At 62.2% G+C, this 16,126-nt stretch carries 15 protein-coding genes; 7 read left to right on the top strand and 8 right to left on the bottom strand.

Features of this window, described 5'->3' with window-relative positions:
• Positions 1–359: 359 nt before the first annotated feature.
• The 7 genes from ACF8GF_RS03825 to ACF8GF_RS03795 all read left to right on the top strand — a co-directional run bounded on the left by ACF8GF_RS03825 (position 360) and on the right by ACF8GF_RS03795 (position 6,865).
• Positions 360–1,166 (top strand): NAD(P)-dependent oxidoreductase, encoded by an 807-nt coding sequence (locus tag ACF8GF_RS03825; RefSeq protein WP_176685120.1) that lies wholly within the window; start codon positions 360–362, stop codon positions 1,164–1,166.
• Positions 1,167–1,187: 21 nt separating this feature from the next.
• Complete coding sequence (locus tag ACF8GF_RS03820) at positions 1,188–2,069, top strand: SMP-30/gluconolactonase/LRE family protein (RefSeq protein ID WP_176685121.1); 882 nt, start codon at positions 1,188–1,190, stop codon at positions 2,067–2,069.
• A gap of 65 nt (positions 2,070–2,134) precedes the next feature.
• The gene (locus ACF8GF_RS03815; RefSeq protein WP_392487647.1) at positions 2,135–3,106 is read left to right on the top strand and encodes a TRAP transporter substrate-binding protein; all 972 of its coding nucleotides are present in this window, start codon (positions 2,135–2,137) and stop codon (positions 3,104–3,106) included.
• A 65-nt stretch (positions 3,107–3,171) separates the two neighbouring features.
• The gene (locus ACF8GF_RS03810; RefSeq protein WP_176685123.1) at positions 3,172–3,699 is read left to right on the top strand and encodes a TRAP transporter small permease; all 528 of its coding nucleotides are present in this window, start codon (positions 3,172–3,174) and stop codon (positions 3,697–3,699) included.
• Complete coding sequence (locus ACF8GF_RS03805; protein WP_176685124.1) at positions 3,700–4,980, top strand: TRAP transporter large permease; 1,281 nt, start codon at positions 3,700–3,702, stop codon at positions 4,978–4,980.
• Between the two features lie 66 nt (positions 4,981–5,046).
• Positions 5,047–5,970, top strand: coding sequence for an EamA family transporter (locus tag ACF8GF_RS03800; protein ID WP_176685125.1), 924 nt, complete (start codon positions 5,047–5,049; stop codon positions 5,968–5,970).
• A gap of 25 nt (positions 5,971–5,995) precedes the next feature.
• On the top strand, positions 5,996–6,865 hold the full coding sequence (locus ACF8GF_RS03795; protein ID WP_176685126.1) for an aldose 1-epimerase: 870 nt from the start codon (positions 5,996–5,998) through the stop codon (positions 6,863–6,865).
• Between the two features lie 73 nt (positions 6,866–6,938).
• On the opposite strand, the gene ACF8GF_RS03790 is transcribed toward ACF8GF_RS03795, so the two are convergent.
• The 8 genes from ACF8GF_RS03790 to ACF8GF_RS03755 all read right to left on the bottom strand — a co-directional run.
• On the bottom strand, positions 6,939–7,835 hold the full coding sequence (locus tag ACF8GF_RS03790) for a LysR family transcriptional regulator (protein WP_021784473.1): 897 nt from the start codon (positions 7,833–7,835) through the stop codon (positions 6,939–6,941).
• Positions 7,836–7,943: 108 nt separating this feature from the next.
• Positions 7,944–9,980 carry a pyridoxamine 5'-phosphate oxidase family protein gene (locus ACF8GF_RS03785; protein ID WP_392487646.1) on the bottom strand — a complete coding sequence of 679 codons (2,037 nt, stop codon included), beginning with the start codon at positions 9,978–9,980 and terminating at the stop codon, positions 7,944–7,946.
• Between the two features lie 27 nt (positions 9,981–10,007).
• Entirely contained in the window at positions 10,008–10,637 is a 630-nt protein-coding gene (locus tag ACF8GF_RS03780; protein WP_064492310.1) for a glutathione S-transferase family protein, read from the bottom strand.
• A gap of 169 nt (positions 10,638–10,806) precedes the next feature.
• The gene (locus tag ACF8GF_RS03775; RefSeq protein WP_392460931.1) at positions 10,807–11,358 is read right to left on the bottom strand and encodes a UPF0149 family protein; all 552 of its coding nucleotides are present in this window, start codon (positions 11,356–11,358) and stop codon (positions 10,807–10,809) included.
• A 90-nt stretch (positions 11,359–11,448) separates the two neighbouring features.
• Complete coding sequence (locus tag ACF8GF_RS03770) at positions 11,449–12,438, bottom strand: asparaginase (RefSeq protein WP_392460930.1); 990 nt, start codon at positions 12,436–12,438, stop codon at positions 11,449–11,451.
• Positions 12,435–13,589: a hypothetical protein gene (locus tag ACF8GF_RS03765; protein ID WP_392460928.1), complete on the bottom strand. Its 1,155-nt coding sequence runs from the start codon at positions 13,587–13,589 to the stop codon at positions 12,435–12,437. Before ACF8GF_RS03765 ends, ACF8GF_RS03770 begins: the two co-directional genes overlap by 4 nt.
• A 10-nt stretch (positions 13,590–13,599) precedes the next feature.
• On the bottom strand, positions 13,600–14,496 hold the full coding sequence (locus tag ACF8GF_RS03760; RefSeq protein ID WP_176685130.1) for a nitrilase family protein: 897 nt from the start codon (positions 14,494–14,496) through the stop codon (positions 13,600–13,602).
• A gap of 544 nt (positions 14,497–15,040) precedes the next feature.
• On the bottom strand, positions 15,041–16,126 hold a 1,086-nt coding region (locus ACF8GF_RS03755; RefSeq protein WP_392487645.1), incomplete at its 5' end, for an acetolactate synthase large subunit.

Genomic DNA, 16,126 nt, shown 5'->3' with positions numbered 1-16,126 from the left:
GTGAACGACGGGTGGAGATTGGCCAGCAGGGCCGGCCTCTTCGCGGGTGAACCCGCTCCTACACGACGGTCTGTGTCCAACCACCGCTGTGTGTCCACCACCGATCTGCGTAGGAGCGGGTTTACCCGCGAATGCGGTGGCGGCGGAGACGGTGAACGGCGGGTGGAGATTGGCCAGCAGGGCCGGCCTCTTCGCGGGTAAACCCGCTCCTACGGGCGACCGCGCAGGCCTTTCGCATTTTTTACCCGCAAAAAAGGCCGGCAAAAGCCGCCCAAGCCTCATTGACAACACACAGAACCACCGCCAATAATCACTCAAGTCATACGACAACCTACAACAACTAACAACAAGAGCCGGCCATGACCACTACCCCCTTCAATCGCCTGCTGCTCACCGGAGCCGCAGGCGGCCTGGGCAAGGTCCTTCGCGAACGCCTGCAAGGCTACGCCGAGGTCCTGCGCCTGTCTGACATCAGCCCCATGGCCCCGGCCGCGGGCCCGCACGAAGAAGTCATTACCTGTGACCTGGCCGACAAGGCTGCGGTGCATGCCCTGGTCGAAGGCGTAGACGCCATCCTCCACTTTGGTGGGGTTTCTACCGAACACGCCTTCGAAGAGATTCTCGGCCCCAACATCTGCGGCGTGTTCCACGTGTACGAGGCGGCGCGCAAGCACGGGGTCAAGCGCATCATCTTCGCCAGCTCCAACCACACCATCGGTTTCTATCGCCAGGATGAGCGCATCGACGCTCACGCGCCGCGCCGTCCCGACAGCTATTACGGGCTGTCCAAGTGCTACGGCGAAGATGTGGCCAGCTTCTACTTTGACCGCTACGGCATCGAGACCGTCAGCATTCGCATCGGCTCGTCGTTCCCGCAGCCACAGAACCTGCGCATGCTCTGCACCTGGCTGAGCTACGACGACCTGGTGCAGTTGATCGAACGCGGGCTGTCCACCCCCGGGGTTGGCCACACCATTGTCTATGGCGCCTCCGACAATCGCACCGTGTGGTGGGACAACCGCCATGCCGCGCACCTGGGCTATGTACCCAAGGACAGCTCCGAAACCTTCCGCGCTGCCGTGGAGGCCCAACCGGCACCCGCCGCCGATGACCCGAGCATGGTCTACCAGGGCGGCGCTTTCGCCGTGGCCGGCCCGTTCAACTGACCCCAAGCCAAGAGGCATGGCATGAACTGCGAACTGATCGTCGACGCCCGCAACGGTACCGGCGAAAGCCCTGTGTGGCACCCCGGTGAACAGGCCTTGTACTGGGTAGACATTCCCGCTCGCCAGTTGCATCGCTGGCAAGCGGCCGATGGCAAACACCAGTGCTGGCAGGGCGACGAGATGCTGGCCTGCATCGCCCGCAGCGGTCAGGGTTGGATTGCGGGCATGGAAAGCGGCATCTTCCAGCTCCAGGCCAGGGCGGACGGCAGCCTGGACAGCCGGCTGCTCAGCAACGTGCAGCACGCTCAGGCCGGCATGCGCTTCAACGATGGCCGCTGCGACCGTCAGGGCCGCTTCTGGGCCGGGACCATGCTGCTGGACATGCAGCAAGGTGCCCACGTGGGCGCGCTGTACCGGCAGGACGGCAAAGGCCAGCTGCACCTGCAGCAGGACGGCATGATCGTGCCCAACGGCCTGGCCTTCAGCCCCGACGGCACGCGCATGTACCTGTCCGACTCGCACCCGAACGTGCAGAAGGTGTGGGCTTTCGACTACGACATCGACAGCGGCACACCGCACAACAAACGGCTGTTCATCGACATGCGCGACTACCCCGGCCGCCCGGATGGCGCCGCCATTGACCAGGACGGCTGCTACTGGATCTGCGGCAACGACGCCGGGCAGATCCACCGTTTCACCCCCGAAGGTCGCCTCGACCGATCACTCAGCGTGCCGGTGAAAAAGCCGGCGATGTGCGCCTTTGGCGGCGCCAGCCTGGACATTCTGTACGTCACCTCGATCCGCCCCACTGGCATCGACCTGCGCGACCAGCCCCTGGCTGGCGGGGTATTTGCCCTCGACCCTGACACCAAGGGCCTGGAGGAACCTGCCTTCCGGGGCTGACGCCCCCTAGCCATACCCACACTTGCACCCACGAAACCAGATAATAAAAACCACGGAGTTTCATCATGACGTTCAAACGCAAGCTGCTCCTTGCCGTACTCCCGTTCGCCTTCAGCGTGGCTATGCCTGCTTCGGCGCTGGACATCAAGTTCGCCGAGATTCACCCGGCCGGGTACCCGACCGTGGTCGCGGAACAGAACATGGGTAAAAAGCTGGAGGACGCCAGCAATGGCGAAATCACCTTCAAGATGTTCGCCGGCGGCGTGCTGGGATCGGAGAAGGAAGTGATCGAACAGGCTCAGATCGGCGCCGTGCAGATGACCCGCGTCAGCTTAGGGATCGTCGGCCCGGTGGTGCCGGATGTGAACGTATTCAACATGCCATTCGTGTTCCGCGACCATGATCACATGCGCAAGATCATCGACGGCGAGATCGGCCAGGAAATTCTCGACAAGATCACCAATTCCGATTTCAACCTGGTAGCCCTGGCCTGGATGGATGGCGGCTCGCGCAGCATCTACACGAAAAAGCCGGTGCGCAGCCTGGAAGACCTCAAGGGCATGAAGATTCGCGTACAGGGCAACCCGCTGTTCATCGACATGATGAACGCCATGGGCGGCAACGGCATCGCCATGGACACCGGGGAAATCTTCAGTGCCCTGCAGACTGGCGTGATCGATGGTGCCGAGAACAACCCGCCCACGCTGCTCGAACACAACCACTTCCAGAGCGCCAAGTACTACACCCTCACTGGCCACCTGATCCTCCCGGAGCCGGTAGTGATGTCCAAGACCACCTGGAACAAGCTCAGCCCCGAGCAGCAGGCGCTGGTGAAGAAGGTGGCGCGTGAAGCACAGATGGAAGAGCGCGCGCTGTGGGATGCCAAGACCGCCGCCAGCGAAGAGAGGCTCAAGGCCGCCGGTGTCGAGTTCATTACCGTCGACAAGAAGCCGTTCTACGACGCCACCGCTTCGGTACGCGAAAAATACGGCGCGCAGTACGCCGACCTGATGAAACGTATCGACGCTGTCCAGTAACCGCGCCCCCTCCTGAATGACCTCGGCAGCGCGGCCCCCGTCGCACTGCCGCTTTGGTGATGCCCATGAAAAACCTGTTCCTGCGTGTGAACGACACGCTGTACTGCGCCTGCACCTGGGTTGCCGGCCTGTCGATCCTGACCATGTCGCTGATCATTCCGTGGGGCATCTTCGCCCGCTACGTGCTCGGCACCGGCGCCAGCTGGCCGGAGCCGGTGGCCATCCTGCTGATGGTGGTGTTCACCTTCGTCGGCGCCGCCGCAAGCTACCGGGCCGGGGCACACATGGCGGTGACGATGATCACCGACCGCCTGCCACCGCTGCAGCGCAGCCTGGCCGCGCTACTGGTGCAAGTACTGATGATTCTGGTGTGCGTATTCATGACCTACTACGGCACCAAGTTGTGCATCACCACTTGGAACCAGTTTCTGGCGTCACTGCCGGGTGTGCGGGTGGGCATGACCTATGCGCCGATCCCGATCGGTGGCGTGCTGACCCTGGTCTTTGTGCTGGAAAGGCTCCTGCTGGGCGATCAGAGCCACCGCACGGTAGTGCGTCTCGACCACCTGGAAGAAAACGAAGGAGCGGCATAAATGGATGCGTTCATTCTGTTGGGCAGCTTCATTGCGCTTATTCTGCTGGGCATGCCAGTGGCCTACGCCCTGGGCCTGTCGGCGTTGATTGGCGCCTGGTGGATTGACATCCCGCTGCAGGCGATGATGATCCAGGTGGCCAGTGGGGTTAACAAATTCTCGCTGCTGGCGATTCCGTTCTTCGTGCTGGCCGGCGCGATCATGGCCGAAGGCGGTATGTCACGGAGGCTGGTGGCGTTTGCCGGGGTACTGGTGGGCTTCGTGCGTGGCGGGCTGTCGCTGGTCAACATCATGGCCTCGACCTTCTTCGGCGCGATTTCCGGCTCGTCTGTGGCGGACACCGCGTCGGTGGGTTCGGTGCTGATCCCGGAGATGGAGCGCAAAGGCTACCCGCGCGAGTTCTCCACCGCCGTGACCGTCAGCGGCTCGGTACAGGCGCTGCTGACTCCGCCCAGCCACAACTCGGTGCTGTACTCGCTGGCGGCGGGCGGTACGGTTTCCATTGGCTCGCTGTTCGTGGCAGGTGTGATGCCCGGGTTGCTGTTGAGCGCCGTGATGATGGGCCTGTGCCTGATCTTTGCCAAGAAGCGCAACTACCCCAAGGGCGAAGTGATCCCGATGCGCCAGGCGCTGAAGATAGCCGGCGAAGCGCTGTGGGGCCTGATGGCCATGGTGATCATCCTGGGCGGCATCCTGTCGGGCATGTTCACCGCGACCGAATCGGCAGCAGTGGCGGTGGTGTGGTCGTTCTTCGTGACCATGTTCATCTACCGCGACTACAAGTGGCGCGACCTGCCCAAGCTGATGCACCGCACGGTACGGACCATCTCGATCGTGATGATCCTCATCGGCTTTGCTGCCAGTTTTGGTTACGTGATGACGCTGATGCAGATCCCGTCAAAGATCACCACAGCATTCCTGACCCTCTCGGACAACCGCTATGTGATCCTGATGTGCATCAACTTCATGCTGTTGCTGCTGGGCACGGTGATGGACATGGCGCCGCTGATCCTGATCCTTACGCCGATCCTGTTGCCGGTGATCACCGGTATCGGCGTGGACCCGGTGCACTTTGGCATGATCATGCTGGTGAACCTGGGGATCGGGCTGATCACACCACCGGTGGGCGCCGTGCTGTTCGTCGGCTCAGCCATCGGCAAAGTGAGCATCGAGTCGACGATCAAGGCAATGCTGCCGTTCTACCTGGCGCTGTTCATGGTGCTGATGGCGGTGACCTACATTCCGGCCATCTCGCTGTGGCTGCCCAGTGTGGTGCTGTAAATAAGATCGGGGCTGCGATGGGCTGCAAAGCAGCCCCCTTGGCCCTACCTGCAACGGATCCTGCACATGGCTGCCCCCTCCTCGGCGGTACCTCTATTCCCACGCAAACTGGCAATCGCCTTGCTGGCCCTGCTGGCCTGTTCATTCGCCGGCAACCACATTGCCGCTCGCATCGCATTCGACGACGGCACCGGCGTGCTGCTGGCCATTCTCTGCCGCTCAGGTATTACCTTGCTGGTACTTGCCTGCCTGCTGCTGTGGCAACGCCAGGCCCTGGGCCTGCCCGCCGGTACCCGGCACTGGCAACTACTGCTCGGCCTGCTGATCGCCACCCAAAGCCTGTGCCTTTATTCGGCGGTCGCACGCATTCCGGTAGCCTTGGCGCTGCTGGTGGGCAACACGTTCCCGATGCTGCTGGCGCTGCTCACCTGGGCACTGGGCGGTGCACGCCCCACCGGCCGCACGGTGTTGTTCATGAGCCTGATTCTGTGCGGCCTGGTACTGGCGCTGGATGTACCGGCACACCTGGCCGACAGCGGTGCGGCCAACCCGCACTGGGCATTAGGGGTGAGCCTGGCTTTCGGCGCGGCCTGTGCCTTTGCCTGTGCCTTGTGGGTCACCGACCACAAACTGGCTGCCGTGCGCGGCCCAGTACGCAGCCTGCTGACCTTGCTGATCGTGTTCTCCAGCATGCTGGTGGCAGGCGCAAGCGGCGTGATCCCATCCGGTTTGTCACTGCCAGGCAGCAGCAGTGGCTGGGCAGCCCTGGCCACCCTGGTAGTGCTGTATGGCCTGGCCTTCAGCTTGCTGTTCGTCTGTGTCCCTCGCCTGAACATGGCGCAGAACGCACCGGTAATGAACGTTGAACCCATCGCCACGTTGTTGCTGGGCTGGGCCTTGCTCGACCAGCACCTGAGCCCTGTGCAACTGGTCGGCGCTGCGGTGGTGGTGTGTGGCATCGTGCTGCTCACCTACCGCCGGGCCAATTGATTGATCTTCCATAAAGGAGCCTTGCATGGCTGTGACCGAACTGCACCTGCAAGACCGCCTGACACACCTGAGCCTGGCCCCGGAAATAGGCGCCAGCCTGGTCAACTGGCAGGTAAAGGCGACCGGGCAGGCACTGCTGCGCCATACCGACGCGGCCGCGCTGGCCAGTGGTACGCCGCGACGCTTGGCCTGCTACCCGCTGGCGCCGTGGTCCAACCGCATTGCCGAGGGTGGCTTTGCCCGGCCCGAGGGGTGGCAGGCACTGTTACCGAATACCGGGCATGACCCTTACCCGATTCATGGCAGCGCCTGGCAGCAGGCCTGGCAGGTAGAACACCACAGTGAACAGCAGGCTCGGTTGACGCTGGACAGTGCCGTGCCGTTTGCCTACCAGGCCACGCTGGATGTGCACCTGCATGAGGGTTGCCTGAACCTGGACCTGCAGGTGATGCACCAGGATGAGCCAGCTACCTGGTATGGCCTGGGGCTGCATCCCTACTTTCCGCGGTATCCCGATACCAAGTTGTACGCAACTGCGCGCAACGTGTGGCTGGCCGGGGATGGGCGGTTGCCCTCGTACCAGGCCGAGGTGCCCGAACAATGGCGTTTCAATGCCATGGGGCGTTTGCCCGAGACAGTGGTTGATCACGCCTTCAGTGGCTGGCCAGGGGAGTGCGTGATCGAACAGCCCAGCGCGGGTTATCGACTGGCGTGCAGTGCCAACGAGGCTGGACACTTCTTGCTGTTTTGCCCGCAAGGGCAAGGGTTTTTCTGCTTTGAGCCGGTTAGCCACCCCATCAATGCGCACCACCTGCCAGGGCGGCCAGGGTTGCGATTGTTGCACCGGGGGGAGGCAATGAACCTGGCGTTCAGGATGCAGTATCAGGCGTTGTGAGCGGGTTGCCTGAAAAACGGCCGCCACGGTATCAAACATTGTTTAGCATCATTTCTCGACACGATGCAGGTTCTCAATCCAGCTGCTGATCGCGCAATCCTTGCGCCAGCATGTCGATAAAGGCCCTGACCTTGGCCGAGCCGTACTTGCTTTCGCGGTGCAGCACATGAATGGGCCAGGGCGCCTCTTCGTACTCGGCCAGCAGCACCTGCAGCTGCCCGCTGGCCAGTTCGTCTACGACCTGATACGACAGCAGCCGGGCAATCCCCAGCCCGCCGCTGGCAGCGGCGATTGCCCCGTCATTGCTGGTGACCGTCAGCCGTGGCTTCATGCGCACCAAGGTCGGCTCGTCGGTCACGCCGAAGCGCCAACCGGCCCGCGGCGACAGGTTGGTGGTGCCGATTACCGCATGCCCGGCCAGGTCCGACGGGTGCTTCGGCACACCATGGCGCGCCAGGTAGTCGGGTGAGGCACACAACATGCGCCGCACCCTGCCCACCCGCAGCGCCTTCAACCCGGAGTCGGGCAACGGCCCGATGCGCACGGCCACGTCCATGCCCTCCTCGACCATATTCACCACGCGGTCGAGGAAGTACGCGGAAACATCGACTTCCGGGTACTGCTGCAGGTAACGGACGATGCACGGCATGACGAACTTCCTGCCGAACAGGATCGGCGCGGTCACCGCCAGGTCGCCCCTGGGGGTCGCGTTGATGCCGGCTGCGGCTTCATTGGCCTCGTGGATGCTGGCGAGGATGTGCCGGGTGTCTTCCAGATAACGGCCGCCGGCCTCGGTCAGGCGCACGCTGCGAGTTGTGCGCAGCAACAGCTTGACCCCGAGCTGCTCTTCCAGGGCGCTGACGGCGCGGGTGACAGCGGCCGGGGAAATGTCCAGACGGCGAGCAGCAGCGGCGAAGCTTTCCAGCTCGCCGACGGCGACGAACACCTTCATCAGGTGGATCTGGTCCATGCGGGCTCCTGAAGGTTAAGAGGCGTGGGGATTATCTTTCATCTGGATGCCTGGTGTTAGCTGTGCCGGCCTCTTCGCGGGCAAGCCCGCACCTGCGACTGGCTTGAATCAGACATCCAGCACCAACGCCTGCATCCCCTCCTCCACCTTCGCCGGCACAGCACAACAGATCAGCACCGAACCCGCCTCCGGCAACTCTGCCGGCGGATTTGGATAATGCACCTGGCCGCTCACCAGCCGGGTCTTGCAGGTACCACACGAACCACCCCGGCAACTGAACTCCGGGGCCAGCCCACGCGCCTCGGCCAGTTCCAGCAAAGTGCCGCTACCGGGAACCCAGCGTGCCTCCTTGGCCGACGCGGCAAAATACACCGGCACCGGTTCGTCAGCGGCAGGTGGCTGTTGCAAGGTTGGCTGGTCTGCGTCGGTGTACCGCCGCAGCGTCGACGGGCCAAACGCTTCGGCGTGAATCCGCGCATCCGACACATGCACCCCACGCAGCCCTTCGTAAAGCTGCTGGGTGAAGCTGCCCGGGCCACACAGGTAGAAATCGTAGTCGTCCAACGCCAGCGTTGCCTTGACCTGTTCGATACCCAACCGGCCGGCAAACTCGTAATCACGACCGACCTGCGCGTGCCCTTCAGGCTGGCTCAGGGCGCGGTGTACCTGCAGTAGATCGCCAGCCTGTTGCCGCAAGGCCGCCAGTTCCTGCTGGAACGGCAAGTCGGCCAGGCTGCGTGCGCCATGGAACAGATGAATGCGCCGGGCCTGCCCTGTCCTCAACTGCTGGCGCAGCATGGCCAGCAACGGCGTTATACCCACGCCCGCGCCGATCAGCACCAACGGGCGCGTGCTTTGCTGGTCAAGCGTGAAGCTGCCCATCGGCGGCCGCACATTCAGCACATCGCCGGCCACAACGCGCTCATGCAGATACCGCGAAGCCGGGCCCTGGGCTTTGACGCTGATGCGCAAGAATGCATCGGCCGGGGCACTTGAAAGGCTGTAGGTGCGGATCAGCGCCGACTCGCCATCACGCGGCACTTGCACAGGCAGATGCTGGCCAGGGGCAAAGGCCACACGGCAGCCTGCCGGTGGTTCGAGATAGAACGAGCGGATATCGCGACTTTCCTGCTCCACCCGCAGCACCCGCCAGGCCAGCCATTGGCGCTGTTGTTGCCGCTGCTCCAGGCGCGCATCGGCCTCGGCCCAGGTGCCGGTCATCAGACTGGTCGGCGCGTATTCCTTGAAAGCCCAGCGCAGGGCAACGGCTGCCGGACGCCTCACCACCTGCTCGACCTGCAGTGTCCATAACCGCTCAGCCCCTTCAAAGGCCTGGATGGCCGGGCTGTCCAGCAGCACCTCGGCACGTCCATACAGTTGCAACACATTGCCATTATTGAAGTCGATGAACAGCAAGCCGGCCCGCGGGTTGACCACCAGGTTACCCAAGGTGTTGAAATGCAGATTGCCAGCATAATCGGGAATGGTAAGCCGATTGCCTTCGACCTTGATGAACCCTGGCCGGCCACCACGGTGGGAGACATCCACCGAGCGCTGGCCGTCAGCATGCTCGACATAGCTGGCGACGAAGAAGGTATCGGCGGCCTGGATCATGCTGACGGCGGAGGTATCCAGTGTTGTCGCATCGATGCGCCCGAGGGCGGGTTCGGTGACGCGGGTGTAGTCACGCAACTGGATGTACTGCGGGCAGTTGCCAAACGCCTGCTCTACGGCCACTTGCAGTTGCCCTTGGGCAGCGTGGCGGATCTGCCCGTTGATGCGATTGCGCCGACGGGTGTGCAGTTCGATCCCCAGCAAGCCCACCGCCTGCCCGGCAGCCAACCCGGGGGTGGCGGGGTCATCTACTGGCAACGTGGTGTGGATCGTCAGCATACGAGGGTCGGGCGAGCTTACGAACCCTTCCGGCCCTTCCAGCAGCGTGGCCCATGGCCGACCCTGGGCATCCACACTGGCGGCGACCATGAACGGTAACTGATGATAGAACGTCCGATGCTGGTCGGGCATGTGGTCACGAATGACCTTTTGCCCGAACGCCTCCATGCGTTCTGCTACACCGACCTTTTCCTGCAGGGTCTTTTCACCCGCATGCCAGGGCGAGGGGCAGTGATCAGGAGATTGTTGCATGGCGGCGTTCCTCGCGATGGCGGGGTTTCAGGCGTGGGTTTGCAGCCCGATCACGGTGCGCGGCATGGGGACGAAACGCGGCAGCGCCTCGATCCGCGCCAGCCAGTTGCGCACATTGGCATAGGGCTCCAGCGACACATTGCCTTCGGGGGCGTGAGCGATGTACGAGTAGTTGGCAATGTCCGCTATGGTGGGTGTGCTACCCGTCAGGAATGGCGTGTTGGCCAACTCGGCATCGATCACCTTGAGCAAGGTGTGGGCGCGGGAAATCACTTCGTCGGTATTGAACGAAGCCCCGAACACCGTGACCAGGCGGGCGGCTGCCGGGCCAAATGCCAGCGGGCCCGCGGCGACCGATAGCCAGCGTTGCACACGGGCAGCGGCGGCAGGTTCTTCGGGCAGCCAGGCACCGTTGTCATACTTTTTGGCCAGGTAGACGAGGATGGCGTTGGAGTCGGCAATCACCGTGCCGTTGTCATCGATGACCGGAACCTGGCCGAACGGGTTGAGTGCGAGGAAGTCCGGCTGCTTGTGCGCGCCTTTGGCCAGGTCGACGAACACCAGCTCGGTGGGCAGGTTCAGTAGCGAGAGCATCAACTCGATGCGATGGGCATGGCCAGACTTGGGGAAGTTGTAGAGCTTGATCGGGTTCGACATGGGCTTGGCTCCTGGTCAGCGCCGGGATGGGGCTGATGGAGCACATGCTGCACTGGATCGGCTGGCAGCAGAATCAGTGCGCAGGGGAAACCATAATTTCGCGGGGCGGAACAATGGTTTCCAAACACTTGCGCTGGCGCCTACAGGTGAGCGCTAGCCAACGATCCGATCAGTGCAGCTTTTTGAAATGTCGGTACAGCCCACGCGCAGCCTCGACCACCTGCGGCACACAGGCCTGGATATCCTCATCGCTCATCTGGTCCAGCAGCTCGAAGTTATCTTCCAGCCCATGTAGCGAAATGGCCTTGAGCAGCGGGGCCTGCTCCGGTGGCAACTCGCCCCAACCGGCCACCTGGGTACCGCGCATGTAGCCGAAACACCACTCCTCCATCACGATCACAGTGCCCTGCTCGCCTTCGCGTTCCTCGAACAGCGGTTCGAACTGGTCGACCTCATTGCTCAGTTCTTCTGCCACCTGGCTGGCATAACGCAGCATCAATGCCGTGTAGGCCTCCTCATGCGCGGGCTTCTTGAACTTCGGTACCTTGCCACCCGCTACCGCCGGCAGCCATTGTTCCGGCAGGACAGTGATCGGCGAACTGGCCAGTGCGACGAAAAAGCCATTGAGCTCGGCCAGGTTCAGCACCGAGTAGTCATTGCCATAGGTGATCAGCAGGTCTTCGAGGCGGTCGAGTTCTTTTTCGCTGAGTACGGGGAGCATGGTAAGAATCCTGGGAAGCAAAAGTGTGTGCACCCTAGCACAGCAACGCCGGAAGGGCTGCCCGCGCGAACGCCCGCGCGGGCAGATGGTTCAGGGCTGCAACCAGTCCTGCAGCTCATGTTGCCGGTCGGTGCCTATCAGCAGCCACAGCAAGATGCGGCATTTGCGCGGGCAGAGTTGCCCAGCCATGTAGACGCCTTTTTTCTGCAGGTCGATCTCTGCACCAGCAAACCCGTAGGTTGCCCGGGCTGTAGGCCCCCTCCCTGTGCGCGTAGCAACCATGACCGGCAAGGTGGGCGCCAGGTGTTCCAGCACTTCGGACCAACTGGCGGAAACATGCCCAGCACCGAAACCGGCGATGACCAACCCCTCATAACCCAAGGTGGCCACAGCCCGCAGCAGCGCCGTGTCTGCGTCTAGGCAGGCTTCCAGCAGGGCAACGCGCTGGTCGGTGCGGTACGGTAACGGCAACACTTTCCGTCGCCCGGGCGGATGGCGATACAACACAACACCCTCCACAACGTCGCCCAACGGGCCACATCCGGGCGACTCGAATGCCGCCATCGCCAGGCTGGCCGTCTTGCGAACCCTTGCCGCGCAGTGGACCTGATCATTCATGACCACAAGCACACCTCGCCCACGGCTGTGTTGTGCCAATGCAACCTGAGCCGCAGCCAACAAGTTGGCCGGCCCATCATTGCCCGGCTGACTCGCCGAGCGCATGGCACCGGTCATCACCAATGGCACATCGAATGACCAGAGCAGGTCCAGGAAATAGGCCGTTTCCTCAAGGCTGTCGGTCCCTTGGCTCAATACCAAGGCCTGAGCCCCGCGCTCCACTTCCCCCTGGGCCCATGCCAACACCTCCAGCAACGTCGCGAAGCCCAGCGATGCACTGGGGAGCAGGCACAATGAAGCAACGTTCAACTGCGCCATCTCGCGCAATTGTGGAACCTGAAGCAGTTGCCGCTCACAATCCAGGCTTGGCGTCACACCATCCCCGACAGCACCGGCCCGCATACTGACCGTGCCGCCCAGGCTGGCGATCGACAGCCTGGGCAGACTCGAATGTTCACTCATGCTTCTCCCCCCACAAGTAATCCGACTACAGGCACGATTCCCAGCGTGCAGACGGCCATCGACACCACATTGCCGATGTAGCCATGCACATAGGCCGGCAACCGCCGAGTGATCGCCACTGCCAGCGGCGGAGCCACCAGTGCACCCAGCACTGCACTCGCCACCACCACTTGCCAGCTGCCGCCATGTGTCAACACCGCGGCCGGGACGATCGACACAATCGGAATGTAGGTAGGGTACCACCCACGGGCTTTCCACTGTCCACGCCAGAGTACAACCCCGACCAGGGAGGCCAAGGCCTGCCCGGCCACCATCTGCATCACCAGCATAGAACCGTAGGACAGTGCAGCCGGACTCAACAGGTATGCCAGCAACACACCCAGCAATAGCCCGAGGCTGGCCAGCTCATTACCAAAGAATGGGGCTTCGCTGAAGTCGGCCAGAACGCGCCGCAAAGTCCAGACCACACCGTAGTCAGGCTGATTGACAACCGGCGCCACGACGGTGGGTTCACAACATTGGCGTACCCATGAAGGAAAGTGCTTGCACAGGATGAAGGCCACGACGCTTGCCACTGCCATGCCACTCACATTGCCCACTACCACTGGCAACTGCAGGGGATAACACAGGTAATTGACCATCAGCAGGCTGGCCGGTGTTACCAGTAGCGCCCCCAGTAGTGCCCCCGTGATCGTCACCCGCCAGCCCGCACCAAAAAGCAATACCATGGCTGCCGGCAATGACACGAAGGCAACGAAGGTGGGTTGCCAGGTGCCACTGGCCAATGTCCATCCCCACAACACATGACTGAGCAGCAAGCCCAAAAGCGAACTGGTAAACACCCATGGCCATAATCCGCTGCCATAGCAGATGGCAAAGCCCTGCCACCGGTACCCTCGCAGCTGCGCCCAGTGCGCCAGGCACGCCCCCAGCAGCAAGCCCAGCGCAGGCAGTTCGTGCTTGTAGAAAGCCACTTCACTGATATCACCCACAATCCAGCGCAAACGGCTGAGCGGCTCATCGAGCGTCGCCACCCTATGCGCATAATCCAGCCATTGGCCATGGGCAAGGCTTGCAGCGAGAAACACCAGCAGGCAGCCGAAAATCAACACAAGCCAATACTGCTGTCGTGAGAAGAGGAGTGTGTTCATTCGCAACTCCTCAACGTGGCATAGGTGCATGCAAGCGATAGCCAAGGGTGGCATCGTAGAGGTCGGTGCGCCGGTCTCTTGGCAGGTCGTTGAGGCTGTTCCAGATCGGTGCCGAGCGCGCACTGCTCAAGTCGACATCGGCATAGATAATCTCCTCGGCTTCTGCACTGCCCACCTCGCCGATCGGCCAGCCATTGGTACCGGCGATCAGCGAGCAGCCCAGGAAGCGCCCGCCCCGCTCGCTGCCGACACGGTTCGCGGCGGCGATATAAACGTTGTTGACATGGGCTGCCGTCATGGTCAGGTACGAGGCCATACAACGCCCTGCATCATCGAACAACGGCGGCGGGGTCCATACCCAGTTGTTGAGGCTGCAGATGATGTCGGCGCCTTGCGCGGCCATCACCCGTGGTACTTCCGGGAACCAGATGTCCCAGCAGATCAGCAGGCCGATACGGCCGATAGGCGTCTCGAACACCGGGAACCCCAGGTCCCCAGGGGTGAACCAAAGCTTTTCCTGGTTCCACAGATGCGCCTTGCGGTAGTGCCCGAGCAGGCCTTCGGGGCCAAACAGTACAGCACTGTCGTAGAGCTTCAGCCCGTCACGTTCGGCAAACCCCGCAGCCAGGTATACCTGGTATTGCTTGGCGAAGTCTGCCCAGGTTTTCAGGCAAGGGCCGTCCCGCAGCACCTGCGCATGGGAATAGGCTTCGGCACGGGAGTTGAAGGTGTAGCCCGTGTTGGCCAGTTCAGGCAGCACGATCAGGTTGGCACCTTCGCGTGCTGCGCGCCGGGCCAATGCCAGGCCTCTGCTCACGTTGTTCTCACAGTGCTCGAGACCGACCTGAGGGTCGTACTGGATTACAGCGATACGTACAGGGCTGACGGGGGAACAGGATTCAGACATGGCGGCTTCCTTTTTATGGTTGTTTTGGAAGGACGCCAGTAAAGCGATGTTGGGTCAGGGAGCGACAGTCAGGAGAGTCCTATGGGGCCAAAGGAAAACTACATAATCGCAGTAGGACTCCCCCTACAAAATGCCCCGTACGCCGTTATTTCCCAAGCTGATAGTGGGGGTAGTACTCGAGGGTAAAGCCGCCATTGAACTGGGCTGAAGCAACCCAGTAACTCAGGCGCCGACATGCAAGTGCGGTGAATGGAGTGTGTGGCACGTGCGGCAACCGGCCTCTTGTTCGATAAGACGGCGGTAGTCGAGATCCGGGGGGTTAGGGAAACGCGCGGCCCACGGCTGCGTGGGCAGTAATGGGTCGATGGCCAGATCGGCAGGATGGTTGTGTGTTGAACCAATAGTCATGTTCTCGTGTTCTCCATGAGTAGAGAACCTGAGAATGATCAATTGCGAGAGGCATAAAGTGGTTACCACCCGACGGCACCTACAGGATCGTGAGATACCTGTGGGTGCCGGCTTACAGCGATAAGGTCGTCAGGGCTTACACCGCCAGGGCGCGCTCACGCAGCTCACTGTTGAGGATGCGGTCGTTCTCGCTGTAATCGACCGGGCAGTCGATCACGTGCACACCCGGGGTCTTGATGCAGTGCTCCAGCAGCGGCAGCAGGCCTTCGGCGCTTTCCACGCGGTGGCCGTTGGCGCCGTAGGCTTCGGCATATTTGACGAAGTCCGGGTTGCCGTAGTCCAGGCCGAAATCGGTGAAGCCCATGTTGGCCTGCTTCCAGCGGATCATGCCGTAGCCGTCGTCACGCAGGATCACCACGGTGATGTGCATGCCCAGACGTACTGCAGTTTCCAGTTCCTGGCTGTTCATCATGAAGCCGCCGTCGCCGCACACCGAGATTACCGGGCGGTCCGGGTGCACCAGGTGCGCAGCCATTGTCGATGGCAGGCCGGCGCCCATGGTCGCCAGGGCGTTGTCCAGCAGCACGGTGTTCGGCTTGTGCGCCTTGTAGTTGCGAGCGAACCAGATCTTGTAGATGCCGTTGTCCAGGGCGACGATGCCTTCGGACGGCAATACACGACGGATGTCTGCGACCATGCGCTGCGGGTAGACCGGGAAGCGGTCATCGTCGGCGCCTTCGGCGATCTGTGCTTCGTTGGCTTCACGGATGGCCATCAGGCGGGTGAAGTCCCAGTGCGAAGTCTCGGTCAAGGCTTCGCCGATTTGCCACACGGCGTTGGCGATGTCACCGATCACTTCCACCTGAGGGAAGTACACGGCATCGACTTCAGCAGAGCGGAAGTTGATGTGGATGACTTCAGTGCCGCCACGGACCATGAAGAACGGTGGCTTCTCGATCACGTCGTGACCGATGTTGACGATCAGGTCGGCAGCTTCGACGGCGCGGTGAACGAAGTCGCCCGACGACAGTGCAGCGTTGCCGAGGAAGCGCGGGTGACGCTCGTCGACCACACCTTTACCCATCTGGGTGGTGATGAACGGGATGCCGGTCTTGTCGATCAGTTGCTTGAGGACCTTGGCGGTCATCTTGCGGTTGGCACCGGCACCGATCACCAGGATCGGGTTACGCGCGTTCTGCAGTTTCTCGACGGCAGCTTCGAT

The sequence above is a fragment of the Pseudomonas sp. yb_5 genome (genome assembly GCF_043103865.1).
Taxonomy (GTDB): Bacteria; Pseudomonadota; Gammaproteobacteria; order Pseudomonadales; family Pseudomonadaceae; genus Aquipseudomonas; species Aquipseudomonas putida_Y.
The sequence above is the reverse complement of the archived record's forward strand: the minus strand, read 5'-3'. Positions and strand labels throughout refer to the sequence as shown.